The sequence below is a fragment of the Parvibaculum sedimenti genome (genome assembly GCF_009184905.1).
Taxonomy (GTDB): domain Bacteria; phylum Pseudomonadota; class Alphaproteobacteria; order Parvibaculales; family Parvibaculaceae; genus Parvibaculum; species Parvibaculum sedimenti.
Genome location: NZ_WESC01000007.1, coordinates 38,792 through 52,688 on the forward strand (window position 1 = coordinate 38,792; position 13,897 = coordinate 52,688).

A 13,897-nucleotide genomic window follows, 5' to 3' on the forward strand; every position below is an offset into this window, starting at 1 on the left:
TCACTTCCCTGACATCGCCCTCGATCGTCGCACAGATGGCATCGAGCCTGATCTATTGCCTCGGTCGAGCGCTCGCCGGATTCCCGCAGGCCCCACTTCGAAAATAGCAACTGTCGTCAAGGCGATACGCCAGCTAGCTTTGTGCAAATTAAAGCCGGAGGCCCGTCCTGTCCCTTTCCATCACGCTCCTCGTCCTTCTCGCCGCATTGCTTCATGCCGTCTGGAACGCACTCCTGAAGTCGAATGCCGATCGGCTGTCGATGATGGCTTTCGTCGCCGGCAGCGGCAGTCTGATGATGGTGCCGCTGCTCTTCTTCACGCCGGTGCCGAGCTGGGAGGTCTGGAAGATCATCCTGCTCTCGCTGGCGCTCCATACCGGCTACAAGGTCTTCCTCATCAAGGCCTATACGCATGGAGATTTCGGGCAGGTTTATCCGCTGGCGCGCGGCTTCGCTCCGGCCATTGTCACGCTGGTCGGATTCCTCTTCCTGAACGAAGACCTGCCGGCCACGGCCACGATCGGCATCGTCCTCATTCTCGCGGGCGTCGTCAGCCTCGCCTGGCGCTCGAAGAACGGCACACAGACCCCGACCAATCCGCATGCGATCTTCTACGCCCTCGGCACATCGCTCTTCATCGCCAGCTACACACTCAATGACGGGCTCGGTGGTCGCACCGCGCCGACCCCGAGCGATTACGTCATCTGGCTCTTCGCGCTCGACGGCATCAGCATCGTCGCCATCGCGCTCTGGCGGCGCGGGCCCGCCCTGCTCCGGCCGCAACGTGCCTGGGCCTATGGCGCCGCCGGCGGCGTGGCTTCTACCGCCGCCTACTGGATCGTCATCTGGGCGATGTCGGTGACGCCGCTCGGTCCTGTCGCGGCGTTGCGCGAAACGAGCGTCGTTTTCGGTGCGCTGATCTCCGGCTTCATCCTCAAGGAAGGTCTCGGCTGGCGCGCGGTCATTGCCGCGGCGACAGTCGCGGCTGGCGTCATCCTGCTGAAACTCTGACGCTCCTATTCCGTGTCGTCGAAAAGGCCAGTGGGCAATCCGTCGATGCTCACCATGTTCTTTTCGCGGCGATAGGCATCAAGGCCCTCTTCGCCCTTGCCCTCGGCCCATCGCGTCAGGCCGGGACGCTCTTCCTGATATTCGAAATGCGGAACCGCATAGCCGCAAGACGTCTGCACCATGCCGATGTCGAGCATGACCATCTGTCGCGCGCCGGCGGGTTCGACGCCGCCGAACTCCGCCGCCAGCAATCGCGCATATTCCTCGCTGCCGCGCCGCACGACGCGCCCACGCCCATAAAGACGCAGGATCATCGGCGCGCCCTCGAAGGCGCAGAACATGATCGTCAGCCGCCCATCCGCCTTGAGATGCGCCGCCGTTTCACTGCCGCTGCCGGTGTGGTCAAGATAGACGGCGCTGTTCGGCCCGAGCACCCGCAGCGCATCGAGCCCCTTGGGCGAGAGGTTGACGCGGCTCTCCGCCGTCGCCGAAGCGACGAAGAAAATATGCTGGCGTTCGATGAACGCGCGCAGGTTCGGTTCGATGGACGCAAACTGCTTGGCCATGGCCTACCCCTGAAGATTGACGCCCAGTCCCTCGTCCAGTCCGAGCATGATGTTAAGGCACTGCACAGCCTGGGCCGAAGCGCCCTTGCCGAGATTGTCGAGCAGCGCCACGAGTCGCGCCTGCTTCCGCTCTTCATTGCCGAAGACGAAGAGCTTCAACTCGTTCGTGCCGTTGAGGCCTTCCGGGTCGAGCGTCTTCAGCGCTGCGGCTTCGTCGAGCGACGCCACCGAAACGAAGCGTTCGCCCGCGTAGGAATCGGCAATCGTCTCATGGACGCGCTTGACCGTGGCGCCGCCGGGCAGCGCCCAGAGTTGCAGCGGCACCTCGACAATCATGCCTTGCGCGTAGCGGCCTACCGCGGGCGCGAAAAGCGGCCTGTGGTTCAGCCCGCCATTCACACGGATTTCCTCGACATGCTTGTGCTCAAGGCCCATCGCATAAATACGGTACGGCACTTCCGTGTAGTTCGGCGCGGCCTTGTCCTCGAACTCTGCAATCATCTGCTTGCCGCCGCCCGAATAGCCGGAGATCGCATTGATCGTCACCGGCCAGTCGGCGGGAAGAATGTTCGCGCTCACCAGCGGCCGGATCAGCGAGATCGCACCGGTCGGATAGCAGCCGGGATTGGTCACGCGCTTCGCGCCCGCGATTTCTCTCCGCTGCGTCTTGCTCATTTCAGGCAAGCCATAGACCCAGCCCGGCGAGGTCCGATGCGCGCTCGACGCGTCGATGACGCGCACGGACGGATTTTCGATGAGCGCCGCCGCTTCCTTCGCCGCATCGTCCGGCAGGCAAAGGATCACGATGTCGGCGGAGTTCAGCGCCTCTTTCCGGGCGGCCGCATCCTTGCGCTTCTCGTCGCTCAGGCGAATGAATTCGAGGTCGCCCCGCTTCTCGAGCCGCGCCCTGATCTGGAGACCGGTGGTCCCCGCCTCGCCGTCGATGAAAATCTGCGTGGGCAAAGCAATTCCTCCAACCGTCATGCCCGGGCTTGTCCCTGGCATCCAGGGCCGCGCTCTCGGGGCGTGTAGTTCTGGATTGCCGGGTCAAGCCCGGCAATGACGAAACAGGCAAACAAAAAGGGCGCCTCGGAGATACCGAAGCGCCCTTGATCGTAACCGCGAAAAGCGATCAGCGCTTCGAGAACTGGAAGCTGCGGCGGGCCTTGGCCTTGCCGTACTTCTTACGCTCGACCACACGGCTGTCGCGCGTCAGGAAGCCGTCCTTCTTAAGCACAGCGCGAAGCGCCGGCTCAAAGTAGGTCAGCGCGCGAGAGATGCCATGACGGATCGCACCGGCCTGGCCGGAAAGACCGCCGCCGATAACCGTCGCGGTGATGTCGTACTGCTTCTCGCGCTGAGCGGTGACGAGCGGCTGGTTCAGGATCATGCGGAGAACGGGACGCGCGAAGTAGCGGTCCAGCTCACGGCCGTTGATCACGATCTTGCCGGAGCCCGGCTTGATCCAGACGCGAGCGACCGCGTTCTTGCGCTTGCCGGTGGCGTAGGCGCGGCCGAACTTGTCAATCTTCGGCTGGCGAACCTCGGGAGCCTCGGCTGCGATCGCGTCCTTCAGATCCTCGAGCGAATGGGTCTCTTGCGCCATTATGCAACCCTCACATTCTTGCGATTGAGCGACGCGAAGTCGATCTTCTGAGGCTGCTGCGCCTCATGCGGATGGCTCGGACCAGCATAGATGTGCAGGTTGCCCATCTGCTTGCGGGCGAGCGGACCGCGCGAGATCATGCGCTTCACGGCGAGTTCGAGCACACGCTCGGGGAAACGGCCTTCGAGAAGCTTCTTGGGCGAGGTTTCCTTGATACCGCCAGGGTGACCCGTGTGGCGGTAGTAGCGCTTGTCTTCGTACTTCGCACCGGTGAAGGCAACCTTCTCGGCGTTGATGATGATGATGTTGTCACCGCAATCGAGGTGGGGCGTGTAGGTCGGCTTGTGCTTGCCGCGCAGCCGGTTCGCGATGAACGTCGCGAGACGGCCGACGACAACGCCTTCAGCGTCGATCACGAACCACTTCTTCTCGATCTCGGCGGGTTTCGCGGAATAGGTCTTCATGCGAAAAATCCTGCGGAATCTGCAAAAAGGGCCGGAAATCGGCCCTCGTCTGGACGCGCTTCTAAGGCAGGTTCGGCATAGTGTCAACGCAAATGGCCAAAAAACCGCTGAAATCCGGCCACTTTCAGGCTGCGGTACGATAATACCGCGTTTTTAACGTTTCACGGAGGGCTGGACCGAGAGCCGGAGCGAGCTCATGACCATGCCCGCCAGCGCGAAGCCCGCAGCCATGTAAAGCGCCGTGTGTGTCCCGTCCGCCTGGAGGTTGAAGATCAGGGCAACCATCGCCGCCCCGATCGTCTGGCCCAAAAGCCGCGCCGTGCCGAGCATTCCGCTTGCCCCACCGGTCCGCTCCACCGGGGCCGAACCGATAATGGTGCGATTGTTGGGCGACTGAAAAAGCGCGAATCCTGCTCCGCAGAGCATCATCCGCCAGATGATGTCGAGCGTCGCCGGTTCCGGCGGCAGCATGGCAAGCGAAACGAGACCGCATGCGAAGATTGCCATGCCAATGCCACCGAGGAGACCCGAGGGATAGCGGTCCGCCAACCGTCCGGCCAGCGGCGCAACCACCATGATTGTCATGGGCCAGGGCGTCATCAGCAGACCGGTCTGGACCTCGCTTCGCCCGACTACGGTCTGCATGAAAAAGGGTAATGTCACATAGGCCGCCGCCTGCCCTGCAAAGGAACAGATCGAGGTGCAGATCGACATGGCGAAAACCGGGATCTTCAGCAGATCGATGGGAAGCAGCGGCGACAGCCGGCCCCGCTGGCGGCGCACTAGCAGCAAGCCGCAAATGGCGGCACCCGCAATCTCCAGACCGATCAGCCAATAGCCGTCCGGGCGCGCCCTGCCGCGGCCAAAATCGTCGATCGCCACGATCACCAGCGCAATGGTGATGGCGTTGAGGACCGCGCTCGTCCAGTCGAAGCGGTGACTGCCGCGCATCGTTTCCGGCAGGCTGCGCGAAATCGCGAAGGCAAGAATGCTGAGGGGCACATTGACCGCAAAGAGCCAGGGCCAGGTTGCAATGGACAGAATGCCCGCAGCGATCGTGGGGCCGAGCGCTGCAGCTGTCGCCACTACAAGGGCTGTGATGCCGATGCCGCGCCCGAGCATCGCCTTTGGATAGGTGAAGCGGGTCAGCGCCGAATTGACGCTCATGATGCCCGCCGCGCCCGCACCCTGAAGAAGGCGCGCCAGCGTCAGCGTGGTCAGCGAGTCCGCCATGGCGCAGGCAAGCGACGCGATGCCGAAAAGCACGATACCCCAGCGATAAATTGTCCGATAGCCGACAAGTTCGCCGAGCGACGACAGCGGCAGCAGCGAGACCATCACGATGAGCTGATAGGCGTTGACGATCCAGATCGATTCCGCCGCAGTCGCCTTGAGATCCCGCGCGATGGTCGGCAGCGCGATATTGGCGATGGAACCATCGATCACGGCCATGGTAATGCCGATCCCGACAGTCAGCGCCGCCCAATGGCGCCGCGGAAGCGGTAACCCGTCTGTCTCGATTGTCGTCATTTGCGGATTTGCGTCATCTGTCAGGCGGGATCGAATAGGTCGAGGTGACATGGGCGACCGGCCCATCAAGCCCCTCCTGCCACATGAGCACATCGCCGACAGCAAGTCTGCGCCCAAGCTTCAGGAGTTTTGCCTCGGCGACGATATCGTCCGGGCCGGGCTTCCTGAGGAAATTGATGTTGAGGTTGGTCGTAACCGCGAGCGCTACTGGCCCGACATGTGCGAGCACCACCGCATACATGGCGTAATCGGCCAGCGCCATCATGGCAGGTCCTGAAATCGTGCCGCCCGGACGCAGATTGCGGTCCGAATAGCGAAGGCGCAGCCGCGCCGTTCCCGGCCCCACTTCCTCGATCACGTTGAGGCGCCCGCCTTCATGCATCTGCGGAAATGCCATGTCCATGAAGCGGTCGAGTTCCTCGACGCTCATGATCGGACTCATATCGGCCAAGCGCGCCTCCATGTTCTTATTTGCCTTGCGCTGCTTCATACTAGGGCGACCTCAACCGCTCAACCATGCTCATGCCTGAACGGCCGACCACAATCATGACCCAACGCCTGATCCTGCGCCCATGGCGCGAGGACGACCTCGATGCGTTCGCTACCATGTCCGCAGATCCAGATGTCGCGGAATATCTGGGCGGCACACTCAACCGTGCCGGCGCCGAGGCGAGCATGGCGCGCATCGCTGCCCACTTCGCGGAACATGGCTTCGGCTTCTGGGCACTGGAACTTCCCGGCGTGGCGCCCTTCATCGGCTTTACCGGCTTGCAGCATGTGAATTTCGACGTACCTTTCGTCCCCGCCGTCGAGATCGGCTGGCGACTCGCAAAGCCTTATTGGGGGAAGGGCTATGCGACCGAGGCTGCCCGCGCCGCCCTCGCCTTCGGTTTCGAATCGCTGGATCTCGACGAGATCGTGGCATTCACGGTGCCCGCCAATCTGCGTTCACGTGCGGTGATGGAACGGCTCGGCATGAAGCGCGATCCGGCAGAGGATTTCGACCACCCCCGACTGGCCGACGGACATCCATTGAAGCGGCATGTGCTCTACCGCATCGCCCTCGCCTGACGCCCGCGCCGGGGCTATGCTCGCCGACAAAGCAATAAACCGGAAAACGAGGAAGCCATGTCCCAGCCGGCAACCAAAACAGCCGAACCCGTCCTCCTGCGCCACGACCGCGACAGCATTGCGACACTGACGCTCAATCGCGGCCCGCAGCGCAACGCGCTTTCCGAAGCACTGATGGCCGCGCTGACGGATGAGCTCGCGCTGATCGCGAAAGATCCCGATGTGCGCGTCGTCGTGATCGCCGCGAACGGCCCGGCCTTTTCGGCAGGCCACGACCTCAAGGAAATGACCGCGCATCGCACCGATGCCGATCGTGGTCGCGCCTATTTCGAAAAGCTGATGAAACAATGCAGCACGTTGATGCAGGCCATCGTGCGGTTGCCGAAGCCTGTCATCGCCCGTGTGCATGGCATCGCCACAGCGGCGGGTTGCCAGCTTGTCGCGAGCTGCGATCTCGCGGTGGCCGCGGACACCGTTAAATTTGCAACGCCCGGCGTCAATATCGGCCTCTTCTGTTCGACGCCGATGGTTGCACTGTCGCGCAATGTGCATCGCAAGCACGCGATGGAAATGTTGCTCACGGGCGACATGATCGACGCCTCCCGCGCCGCGCAGATCGGCCTCATCAACAAGGCCGTGCCTGTTGAACAACTCGATGACGCCGTTTGGGGGATTGCACGGGACATCGCCTCTAAATCCGCTCACACGCTCGCCATCGGCAAGGAGGCCTTTTACATCCAGCTCGAAAAAGGGCTCAGCGAGGCTTACGACTACGCAAGCGAAGTCATGGTGAAGAACATGCTGGCCCGCGACGCGGAGGAAGGCATTTCAGCCTTCATCGAAAAGCGCGAGCCGACCTGGGAAGACCGTTGAGCCATGGCGTATGACCGTTACGGCCCGGATGAGATCCGGAACATTCTGCAATCCACGAAGGTGATTGCCCTTGTCGGCGCCAGCGCAAACCCGGCCCGGGACAGCCATGGCGTCATGCGCTACCTGCAGGCCAAGGGATACCGCGTGATCCCGGTGAACCCTGGCCTCGCAGGCCAGACGCTCAATGGCGAACTCGTTTATGCAACGCTTAGCTCTATTCCCTACCAAATTGATATGGTAGACATATTCCGCAACTCGGAGGCGGCGGGGCCCGTCTGCGACGAAGCGGTGGAGATCGGCGCGAAGTCGGTCTGGATGCAGCTCGGGGTCATCAACCCGCAAGCAGCGGCCAGAGCCGAAACCGCCGGACTCAAAGTCGTGATGGACCGCTGTCCGAAAATCGAAATGCCGAGGCTGGGCCTTTAGCCTTCGCGCTCGCCCGAACAAGGAGACCTAAATGGCCGAATATTCCTTCAGCACACTTGCTATCCACGCCGGCGCCAAGCCCGATCCGACGACGGGCGCGCGCGCGACGCCGATCTTCCAGACGACCTCCTTCGTCTTCGAGGATGTCGATCACGCGGCCTCGCTCTTCGGCCTGCAGGCTTTCGGCAACATCTATACTCGCATCACCAATCCGACGACCGCCGTGCTCGAAGAGCGCGTCGCGGCGCTCGAAGGTGGCACGGCGGCTCTTGCCGTCGCTTCGGGCCACGCCGCGCAGATGATCGCCTTCCATACGCTGCTCGAACCGGGCGATCATTTCGTCGCCGCCAAGCAGCTCTATGGCGGCTCGATCAACCAGTTCGGCCACGCCTTCAAGAAATTCGGCTGGGAAGTCGACTGGGTCGACATCAACGATCCCGCCAATGTGAAAAAGGCCATCGGGCCGAAGACGAAAGCCGTCTTTATCGAAAGCCTCGCCAACCCTGGCGGCATCGTCACCGACATCTCGGCCATCGCCAAGATCGCACATGAGGCGGGCATTCCGCTCATCGTCGACAACACGCTCGCCTCGCCCTACCTCATCCGTCCGATCGAGCATGGCGCGGACATCGTCGTGCATTCGGCGACGAAGTTCCTCGGCGGCCATGGCAACTCCATGGGCGGCATCATCGTCGATGCGGGCAAGTTCGATTGGTCGAAGGACAACAAGTACAAGACCCTGTCGGAGCCTTGCGACTCCTATCACGGCCTCGAAATCCACAAGACCTTCGGCAACATCGCGTTTGCCATCGCCTGCCGCGTGCTCGGCCTGCGCGATCTTGGACCGGCCATCTCGCCTTTCAATGCCTTCATGATCCAGACCGGCATTGAGACGTTGCCGCTGCGCATGCAGCGCCATTCGGACTCGGCGCTGAAGGTCGCCCAGTTCCTGAAGTCGCATCCGAAGGTCAGCTGGGTTTCCTATGCGGGTCTGCCGGACGATCCCTATCACGCGCTTCAGCAGAAATATTCGCCGAAGGGCGCAGGCGCCGTTTTCACTTTCGGCGTCAAGGGCGGTTTTGAGGCGGGCGTGAACCTCGTGAACGGCGTGAAGCTTCTTTCGCATCTCGCCAATGTCGGCGATACGCGGAGCCTCATCATCCATCCGTCTTCGACGACGCATCGCCAGCTCACGGAAGAGCAGCAGGCGGCGGCCGGCGCGGGCAAGGACGTGGTGCGCCTGTCGGTGGGTCTGGAAGAGCCTGCGGATATCATCGCCGACCTCGACCAGGCGCTGAACGCCTGATCTATCCGCGCCTTTTTTCAGAGGCTGAAATGCAAATGCCCCGCGCGAGCGGGGCATTTCCTTTTCGAGTCAAGCACTGCTCAGGCGATGAGCCGCCTCGCATGTACGATCGCAAGCGTGAGGACGATGAGCGCGCCTGCCTGATGCGCGGCGCCGAGCGGAACCGGCACGGCCCAGAGCAGCGCCCAGATGCCGAGGCCGATCTGCGCGAGAACGGCGAGCGCGAGCCAGATCGCGCTGCGCGTCGCCTGCGCAAAGCGGCGTGTGGCAAGCCAGTGCCAGCCCACCATGAGCGCGACCAGGTAGGCGACCATGCGGTGATCGAACTGCGCGGTCAGATGGCTCTCGAAGAAGTTCCGCCACAGCGGCGACTGGTCGAAGAGGCGTGACGGAATGAAGGCCCCGTCAATGAGCGGCCACGTATTGTAGATGTAGCCCGCCTTCAGCCCGGCCACGAAAGCGCCGAGGAGCATCTGGAAGAAGACAAGCCCCACCAGCGCGAGGGACGCCTTGCGCAAGCCGCCGCTCGCCGCCACCGGCACAGGCTCGCGCCAGAGGCCGAGCGCGACCCAGATCATATAGGCGTAGATCAACGTCGCGAGGCCGAGATGCGCGGCAAGCCTGTACTGGCTGACATCGACGCGATGTGTGAGGCCACTCTTCACCATCCACCAGCCAAGCGCGCCTTGCAGAGCGCCCAGCACGAACATGACGGCGAGCCGCGGCGCCAGCGCCCGCTCGATGCGGCGCGTCGCGAGGAACCCGAGAAACGGAACGAGAAAGGCAAAGCCGATGAAGCGACCGAGGAAACGGTGCGACCATTCCCACCAGAAGATCGACTTGAACTCGCCGAGCGTCATGCCCTTGTTGACGAGTTCATATTGCGGGATCTGCTGATATTTCGCGAAGGCGTCGGCCCAGGCGGCGTCGCCGAGGGGCGGCAGCGCGCCCATGACCGGCTTCCACTCGGTTATGGAAAGGCCGGATTCGGTGAGCCGGGTGAGCCCGCCCACAACGACCATCGCGAAAATGAGCCCGGCCACGGCAAAGAGCCAATAAGCAATCAGACGGCGCGAGGCGATCTGGCGCTGGTCCGCTGCGCTCCGCGTGGAAGACGGCGTTTCGATACTCATCGTCATGGGAAACCTCGAAACGTCCCTTTGCGACGGCGGGAGGAATGCCGTATCAGAGCGCCATCCACATTCCACCAGGACCGGAGACCGATATGCGCCGCCTGCCCATTCGCATCCGCAAGCTCATCGGCACCATCGTGCTGCTGGTCTTTCTGACGCTCTATTCGTTCCTGATCATGACGATCGCGGTCAGCGGCCATCTGCCGGAACATGGTGTCGTGCAGTTCTTCTACTACGTGATCGCCGGCACGATCTGGGCCTTTCCGGCCCGGTACCTGATGATCTGGATGGTGCGCCCGGACTGAGCGCGCGCACCGTCGCAGCAGAACGGCGCCGTCTTAGAAGAACGAACCCGTCATGGTCTTGTTCAGCGCGACGATGACGACGAGGAAGATCACGATCGGAAGAATGGTGGTCATCTGGAACTCCTGAGTCTCTCGAATTGAGCCGCACATTGCCGCAAGGCTGGCCATAAGAAAAGGGCCAACGGGATAAAACCCGCCAGCCCTTTGAAGAATGGTCGGAGCGGCCGGATTCGAACCGACGACCCCTTGTCCCCCAGACAAGTGCGCTACCGGGCTGCGCTACGCTCCGACAAAACCGGTGAGGAAATGGGCCGAGACCCCTTCCGAAGGCGCGGAATATAGACGCCGACCTCTCGGGGGGCAACGCCTCAATCCGACCTTTCTGTTGGTAATTTCAATTGCCGCGACAATTCCTGTCGATACGGCATTTTCTTCGGCAATCCAGAGGCAATCAGGCCTCGTCGCCCTCCGTTTCCCAGAGCGTTTCGTCGATTTCTTCCTTCAGAACGGTAAGTTCTTCGAGAATCGACTCGAGTGTCTGCTTGGCCGATGCGTCGAGAGCCGCGCCGCCTTCCGAGGGCTCCTCCTCGCGTTCGCTGCGGCGGACGGCTTCGCGCGCGAGCTCCGCGAGGGAGGCATCGACCGTGCCCTTGCCGGTCTCGCTGACGAACTTCACGCCCTGTTCGCGGAAGACCTTCTGGACACCTTTGATCGTGTAGCCGTCGTTGTAGAGAAGTGCTCGCACGCCACGCAGCAGATCGACATCTTCAGGCCGATAGTAGCGACGCCCGCCGCCGCGCTTCAGCGGCCTGATCTGGCTGAACTTGCTCTCCCAGAATCTCAGAACGTGCTGCGGAACATCAAGTTCGGCAGCGACCTCGCTGATAGTCCGGAAGGCATCGGGCGATTTTTGCGTAGACAAAACAATAGCCTGCTGACGTTCCCCGATCTGATCTCTGAATATGGGCAGATCGCGAAAACGCCTCCGGTTGGTTATTCCGCAGCGGCAGTCTTGCCGCTGAGAGCTGCGTTGATGTGTTCCTTGAGCACATGACTCGGACGGAACACCAGAACGCGCCGCGGCTTGATCGGCACTTCCTCGCCGGTCTTCGGGTTGCGGCCCATGCGGCCACCCTTCTGACGCACCGAAAAAGAGCCGAAGGACGACAGCTTCACGGTGTCGCCATTGGCGAGACTGTCCGAGATGTGCTGAAGCACCGACTCAACAAGGTCCGCAGACTCGTTGCGCGACAAGCCGACCTCTTGATAGACGGCCTCGCTCAGATGCGCCCGCGTGATCGTTTCCCCCATGGCCTCTTCCTCCAATTTCGTCCAAGCGTATTGCGGGCGGAGAAACCCGTCAATATCAATAGGATGGCCCAATTTTCTCAAGGCCGCCCTGCGACTTATTCTTTAAGTCCCCCAGCCCCCAATTACCAGCGCAGAAGCACCGAGCCCCAGGTGAATCCGCCGCCCATGGCCTCGAGCAGAACGAGATTTCCCCGCTTGATTCGTCCATCCTTGAGCGCCGTATCGAGCGCGAGAGGGACGGACGCGGCGGACGTATTCCCATGCTCGCCGACCGTCATGATGACCTTTTCGGGCGGCAGGCCAATGCGCTTCGCCGTACCGTCGAGGATGCGCTTGTTCGCCTGATGCGGCACGAACCAGTCGATATCCGCCGCCGTGAGCCCGGTCGCCGCGAGCGACTCGGTAATCGTATCGGCGATGTTGACGACCGCATGGCGGAAGACGTCGCGCCCCTCCATGCGGACATGGCCGACGGTCTGCGTCGAGGACGGGCCGCCGTCGACATAAAGCTTTTCCTTGTAGCGCCCGTCCGAATGGAGATGCGCCGTCAGGATGCCGCGGTCGGCATTCGTGCCCTCGCCCTCGCCCGCCTGCACGATCACAGCACCTGCGCCATCGCCGAAGAGTACGCAAGTTGTCCGGTCATTCCAGTCGAGGAGACGCGAGAAGGTTTCCGCGCCGATCACCAGCACCGTCTTCGACTGACCGGACCGGATGAAGCTATCGGCAATGGTGAGCGCGTAGACGAAGCCCGAGCAGACCGCCTGCACGTCGAAGGCCGCGCCATGATGAAGGCCAAGCTCGGCCTGCACGGTCACGGCAGTCGCCGGGAACGTGTTGTCCGGCGTTGTCGTACCCAGAATGATCGTGTCGATTTCCTGCGCGTCGATGCCCGCATTGGCGATTGCCGCCCGCGCCGCCTTGAGCGCCATGTGAGAGGTCAGTTCGCCATCGGCGGCCAGATGGCGCGCATGGATGCCGGTTCGCTCAACGATCCACTCATCAGACGTATCCACGATCTTCGAGAGATCGTCATTGGTCACCCGCCGCGCCGGCAGATAGCTGCCACAGCCGGTGACCACACTGCGAATAATGCTCACGATAAAGCCGCCTCGGTTTCTTCATTATTGTTTTGATTGCGGGCGCGCCCGGCCGCTGCCTCGAAGCCGCTCAGGGCCTCCATATCGACCACGATTTTCTTCACGAGATCGGCGGACGCAACATCCACGGCGACATCGATGGCCGACGCAAAGCCGAGCGCATCCGTGCCGCCATGACTTTTCACGACGAGGCCGTTAAGCCCCAGGAACAGCGCACCGTTTGACGAACGCGGGTCGAGCTTCTTCGCCAGGATCCTGAACGCGCCTTGCGCCAGCACATAGCCGAGTTTCGAAACCCAGGACCGGTTGATCGCGGCGCGGAGATAGTCTGCCACCTGCCGCGCCGTGCCTTCGGCGGTCTTCAATGCGATATTGCCGGTGAAGCCGTCCGTCACGATGACGTCGACGGTGCCTTTGCCAAGATCGTCACCTTCGACGAAGCCGTAGAAGGAAATCGGCAGCTTTGCCTCGCGCAGCATCTGCGCGGCTTCCTTCACCTGCTCGGTGCCCTTGACCTCTTCCTCGCCGATGTTGAGCAGGCCGACTGTCGGGCGCTCAACACCGAGAATGACGCGCGCATAGGCCTCGCCCATGACGGCGAATTGAACGAGCTGGAACGCTTCCGGCGCAATCGTCGCGCCGACGTCGAGCACCACACTCTCACCACGCATCGTCGGCCAGAGCGCCGCGAGCGCCGGACGTTCGACATGAGGCATGGTTTTCAGAATGACCTTCGACATGGCCATCAGCGCGCCGGTATTGCCCGCCGAGACCGCGGCTTGAGCCCTGCCCGTTTTCACAGCATCGATCGCCAGCCACATGCTGCTGGTCTTGCGGCCCCGGCGAAGCGCCTGGCTCGGCTTGTCGTCCATTGCGATGGAGACGTCGGTGTGAACGATTTCGCTCACGGCAGCGACGCGCGGATGCTGCTCCAACACCGGGCGCATTTTCGCCTCGTCCCCGAAAATCAGGAACCGGACGGCCGGATGACGAACGGAGGCGACCTCTGCGCCGCCAATCACGGTTGCAGGACCATGGTCGCCGCCCATGCCGTCTAGCGCTATCGTAAGTGAACGCGTCACCTGAGCCCCTTTCCCTTCCCGCCGATATCCGTGGTGCGATCAGCCTCAATCACTCCCGGCGGCCCGCCCAGAAGATACAAGGTTGATAGGGCCTGACAACTGAGTCTTGCCGGC

General features: G+C 62.3%; 18 protein-coding genes and 1 tRNA gene. 6 read left to right on the forward strand and 13 right to left on the reverse strand.

Features of this window, described 5'->3' with window-relative positions; translation table 11 throughout:
* Nucleotides 1–179 precede the first annotated feature (179 nt).
* Nucleotides 180–1,010, forward strand: a complete 831-nt coding sequence (locus tag F2P47_RS08815) for an EamA family transporter (protein WP_281349283.1) — start codon at nt 180–182, stop codon at nt 1,008–1,010.
* Between the two features lie 5 nt (nt 1,011–1,015).
* Here the strand turns inward: F2P47_RS08815 and F2P47_RS08820 are convergent, their stop codons facing one another.
* From F2P47_RS08820 to F2P47_RS08845, 6 genes are all read right to left on the reverse strand, one after another.
* Nucleotides 1,016–1,576, reverse strand: a complete 561-nt coding sequence (locus F2P47_RS08820; RefSeq protein WP_152215990.1) for a pyridoxamine 5'-phosphate oxidase family protein — start codon at nt 1,574–1,576, stop codon at nt 1,016–1,018.
* A gap of 3 nt (nt 1,577–1,579) precedes the next feature.
* The gene (gene argC / locus F2P47_RS08825; RefSeq protein WP_185681037.1) at nt 1,580–2,539 is read right to left on the reverse strand and encodes an N-acetyl-gamma-glutamyl-phosphate reductase; all 960 of its coding nucleotides are present in this window, start codon (nt 2,537–2,539) and stop codon (nt 1,580–1,582) included.
* A gap of 169 nt (nt 2,540–2,708) precedes the next feature.
* Entirely contained in the window at nt 2,709–3,182 is a 474-nt protein-coding gene (gene rpsI, locus F2P47_RS08830) for a 30S ribosomal protein S9 (RefSeq protein ID WP_152215991.1), read from the reverse strand.
* The gene (rplM, locus tag F2P47_RS08835) at nt 3,182–3,646 is read right to left on the reverse strand and encodes a 50S ribosomal protein L13 (protein ID WP_152215992.1); all 465 of its coding nucleotides are present in this window, start codon (nt 3,644–3,646) and stop codon (nt 3,182–3,184) included. The genes rpsI and rplM overlap by 1 nt, the downstream gene beginning before the upstream one ends.
* 153 nt (nt 3,647–3,799) lie before the next feature.
* Complete coding sequence (locus tag F2P47_RS08840) at nt 3,800–5,176, reverse strand: MFS transporter (RefSeq protein WP_152215993.1); 1,377 nt, start codon at nt 5,174–5,176, stop codon at nt 3,800–3,802.
* Nucleotides 5,177–5,189: 13 nt separating this feature from the next.
* The gene (locus F2P47_RS08845; RefSeq protein ID WP_152216182.1) at nt 5,190–5,618 is read right to left on the reverse strand and encodes a PaaI family thioesterase; all 429 of its coding nucleotides are present in this window, start codon (nt 5,616–5,618) and stop codon (nt 5,190–5,192) included.
* A gap of 104 nt (nt 5,619–5,722) precedes the next feature.
* Between F2P47_RS08845 and F2P47_RS08850 the strand changes: the two genes are divergently transcribed.
* From F2P47_RS08850 to F2P47_RS08865, 4 genes are read left to right on the forward strand one after another with little or no spacing between them, the layout of a single operon-like run.
* Nucleotides 5,723–6,247 carry a GNAT family N-acetyltransferase gene (locus F2P47_RS08850; RefSeq protein ID WP_246176812.1) on the forward strand — a complete coding sequence of 175 codons (525 nt, stop codon included), beginning with the start codon at nt 5,723–5,725 and terminating at the stop codon, nt 6,245–6,247.
* A 57-nt stretch (nt 6,248–6,304) separates the two neighbouring features.
* Nucleotides 6,305–7,120: an enoyl-CoA hydratase gene (locus tag F2P47_RS08855; protein WP_152215995.1), complete on the forward strand. Its 816-nt coding sequence runs from the start codon at nt 6,305–6,307 to the stop codon at nt 7,118–7,120.
* 3 nt (nt 7,121–7,123) lie between these two features.
* Nucleotides 7,124–7,546, forward strand: coding sequence for a CoA-binding protein (locus F2P47_RS08860; RefSeq protein WP_152215996.1), 423 nt, complete (start codon nt 7,124–7,126; stop codon nt 7,544–7,546).
* A 31-nt stretch (nt 7,547–7,577) separates the two neighbouring features.
* Nucleotides 7,578–8,852 (forward strand): O-acetylhomoserine aminocarboxypropyltransferase, encoded by a 1,275-nt coding sequence (locus F2P47_RS08865; protein WP_152215997.1) that lies wholly within the window; start codon nt 7,578–7,580, stop codon nt 8,850–8,852.
* An 80-nt stretch (nt 8,853–8,932) separates the two neighbouring features.
* Here F2P47_RS08865 and F2P47_RS08870 read toward each other — a convergent pair whose 3' ends face one another.
* Nucleotides 8,933–9,991 (reverse strand): COX15/CtaA family protein, encoded by a 1,059-nt coding sequence (locus tag F2P47_RS08870; RefSeq protein ID WP_152215998.1) that lies wholly within the window; start codon nt 9,989–9,991, stop codon nt 8,933–8,935.
* Nucleotides 9,992–10,029: 38 nt separating this feature from the next.
* Between F2P47_RS08870 and F2P47_RS08875 the strand changes: the two genes are divergently transcribed.
* Complete coding sequence (locus F2P47_RS08875) at nt 10,030–10,290, forward strand: DUF2842 domain-containing protein (protein WP_246176813.1); 261 nt, start codon at nt 10,030–10,032, stop codon at nt 10,288–10,290.
* Between the two features lie 33 nt (nt 10,291–10,323).
* Here F2P47_RS08875 and F2P47_RS18055 read toward each other — a convergent pair whose 3' ends face one another.
* The 6 genes from F2P47_RS18055 to plsX all read right to left on the reverse strand — a co-directional run bounded on the left by F2P47_RS18055 (nt 10,324) and on the right by plsX (nt 13,783).
* Nucleotides 10,324–10,458, reverse strand: coding sequence for a hypothetical protein (locus F2P47_RS18055; protein WP_281349282.1), 135 nt, complete (start codon nt 10,456–10,458; stop codon nt 10,324–10,326).
* Between the two features lie 44 nt (nt 10,459–10,502).
* A tRNA-Pro gene (locus F2P47_RS08880) sits at nt 10,503–10,579 on the reverse strand.
* A gap of 162 nt (nt 10,580–10,741) precedes the next feature.
* The gene (locus F2P47_RS08885) at nt 10,742–11,212 is read right to left on the reverse strand and encodes a MerR family transcriptional regulator (protein ID WP_152215999.1); all 471 of its coding nucleotides are present in this window, start codon (nt 11,210–11,212) and stop codon (nt 10,742–10,744) included.
* Nucleotides 11,213–11,283: 71 nt separating this feature from the next.
* Nucleotides 11,284–11,601, reverse strand: a complete 318-nt coding sequence (locus tag F2P47_RS08890) for an integration host factor subunit alpha (protein WP_152216000.1) — start codon at nt 11,599–11,601, stop codon at nt 11,284–11,286.
* Nucleotides 11,602–11,723: 122 nt separating this feature from the next.
* Nucleotides 11,724–12,701, reverse strand: coding sequence for a beta-ketoacyl-ACP synthase III (locus F2P47_RS08895; RefSeq protein ID WP_152216001.1), 978 nt, complete (start codon nt 12,699–12,701; stop codon nt 11,724–11,726).
* Nucleotides 12,698–13,783, reverse strand: a complete 1,086-nt coding sequence (plsX, locus tag F2P47_RS08900) for a phosphate acyltransferase PlsX (RefSeq protein WP_152216002.1) — start codon at nt 13,781–13,783, stop codon at nt 12,698–12,700. Before plsX ends, F2P47_RS08895 begins: the two co-directional genes overlap by 4 nt.
* Nucleotides 13,784–13,897: the final 114 nt, after the last annotated feature.

Excerpts from the sequence above, each read along its gene's own strand:
- F2P47_RS08865 (WP_152215997.1), top strand. The coding sequence starts at position 7,578 with ATGGCCGAATATTCCTTCAGCACACTTGCTATCCACGCCGGCGCCAAG.
- F2P47_RS08870 (WP_152215998.1), bottom strand. The coding sequence starts at position 9,991 with ATGACGATGAGTATCGAAACGCCGTCTTCCACGCGGAGCGCAGCGGAC.
- F2P47_RS08845 (WP_152216182.1), bottom strand. The coding sequence starts at position 5,618 with ATGAGTCCGATCATGAGCGTCGAGGAACTCGACCGCTTCATGGACATG.
- F2P47_RS08875 (WP_246176813.1), top strand. The coding sequence starts at position 10,030 with ATGCCGTATCAGAGCGCCATCCACATTCCACCAGGACCGGAGACCGAT.
- rpsI (WP_152215991.1), bottom strand. The coding sequence starts at position 3,182 with ATGGCGCAAGAGACCCATTCGCTCGAGGATCTGAAGGACGCGATCGCA.
- F2P47_RS08820 (WP_152215990.1), bottom strand. The coding sequence starts at position 1,576 with ATGGCCAAGCAGTTTGCGTCCATCGAACCGAACCTGCGCGCGTTCATC.
- F2P47_RS08840 (WP_152215993.1), bottom strand. The coding sequence starts at position 5,176 with ATGACGACAATCGAGACAGACGGGTTACCGCTTCCGCGGCGCCATTGG.
- F2P47_RS08850 (WP_246176812.1), top strand. The coding sequence starts at position 5,723 with ATGACCCAACGCCTGATCCTGCGCCCATGGCGCGAGGACGACCTCGAT.
- F2P47_RS08855 (WP_152215995.1), top strand. The coding sequence starts at position 6,305 with ATGTCCCAGCCGGCAACCAAAACAGCCGAACCCGTCCTCCTGCGCCAC.
- F2P47_RS08860 (WP_152215996.1), top strand. The coding sequence starts at position 7,124 with ATGGCGTATGACCGTTACGGCCCGGATGAGATCCGGAACATTCTGCAA.
- F2P47_RS08890 (WP_152216000.1), bottom strand. The coding sequence starts at position 11,601 with ATGGGGGAAACGATCACGCGGGCGCATCTGAGCGAGGCCGTCTATCAA.
- F2P47_RS18055 (WP_281349282.1), bottom strand. The coding sequence starts at position 10,458 with ATGGCCAGCCTTGCGGCAATGTGCGGCTCAATTCGAGAGACTCAGGAG.
- rplM (WP_152215992.1), bottom strand. The coding sequence starts at position 3,646 with ATGAAGACCTATTCCGCGAAACCCGCCGAGATCGAGAAGAAGTGGTTC.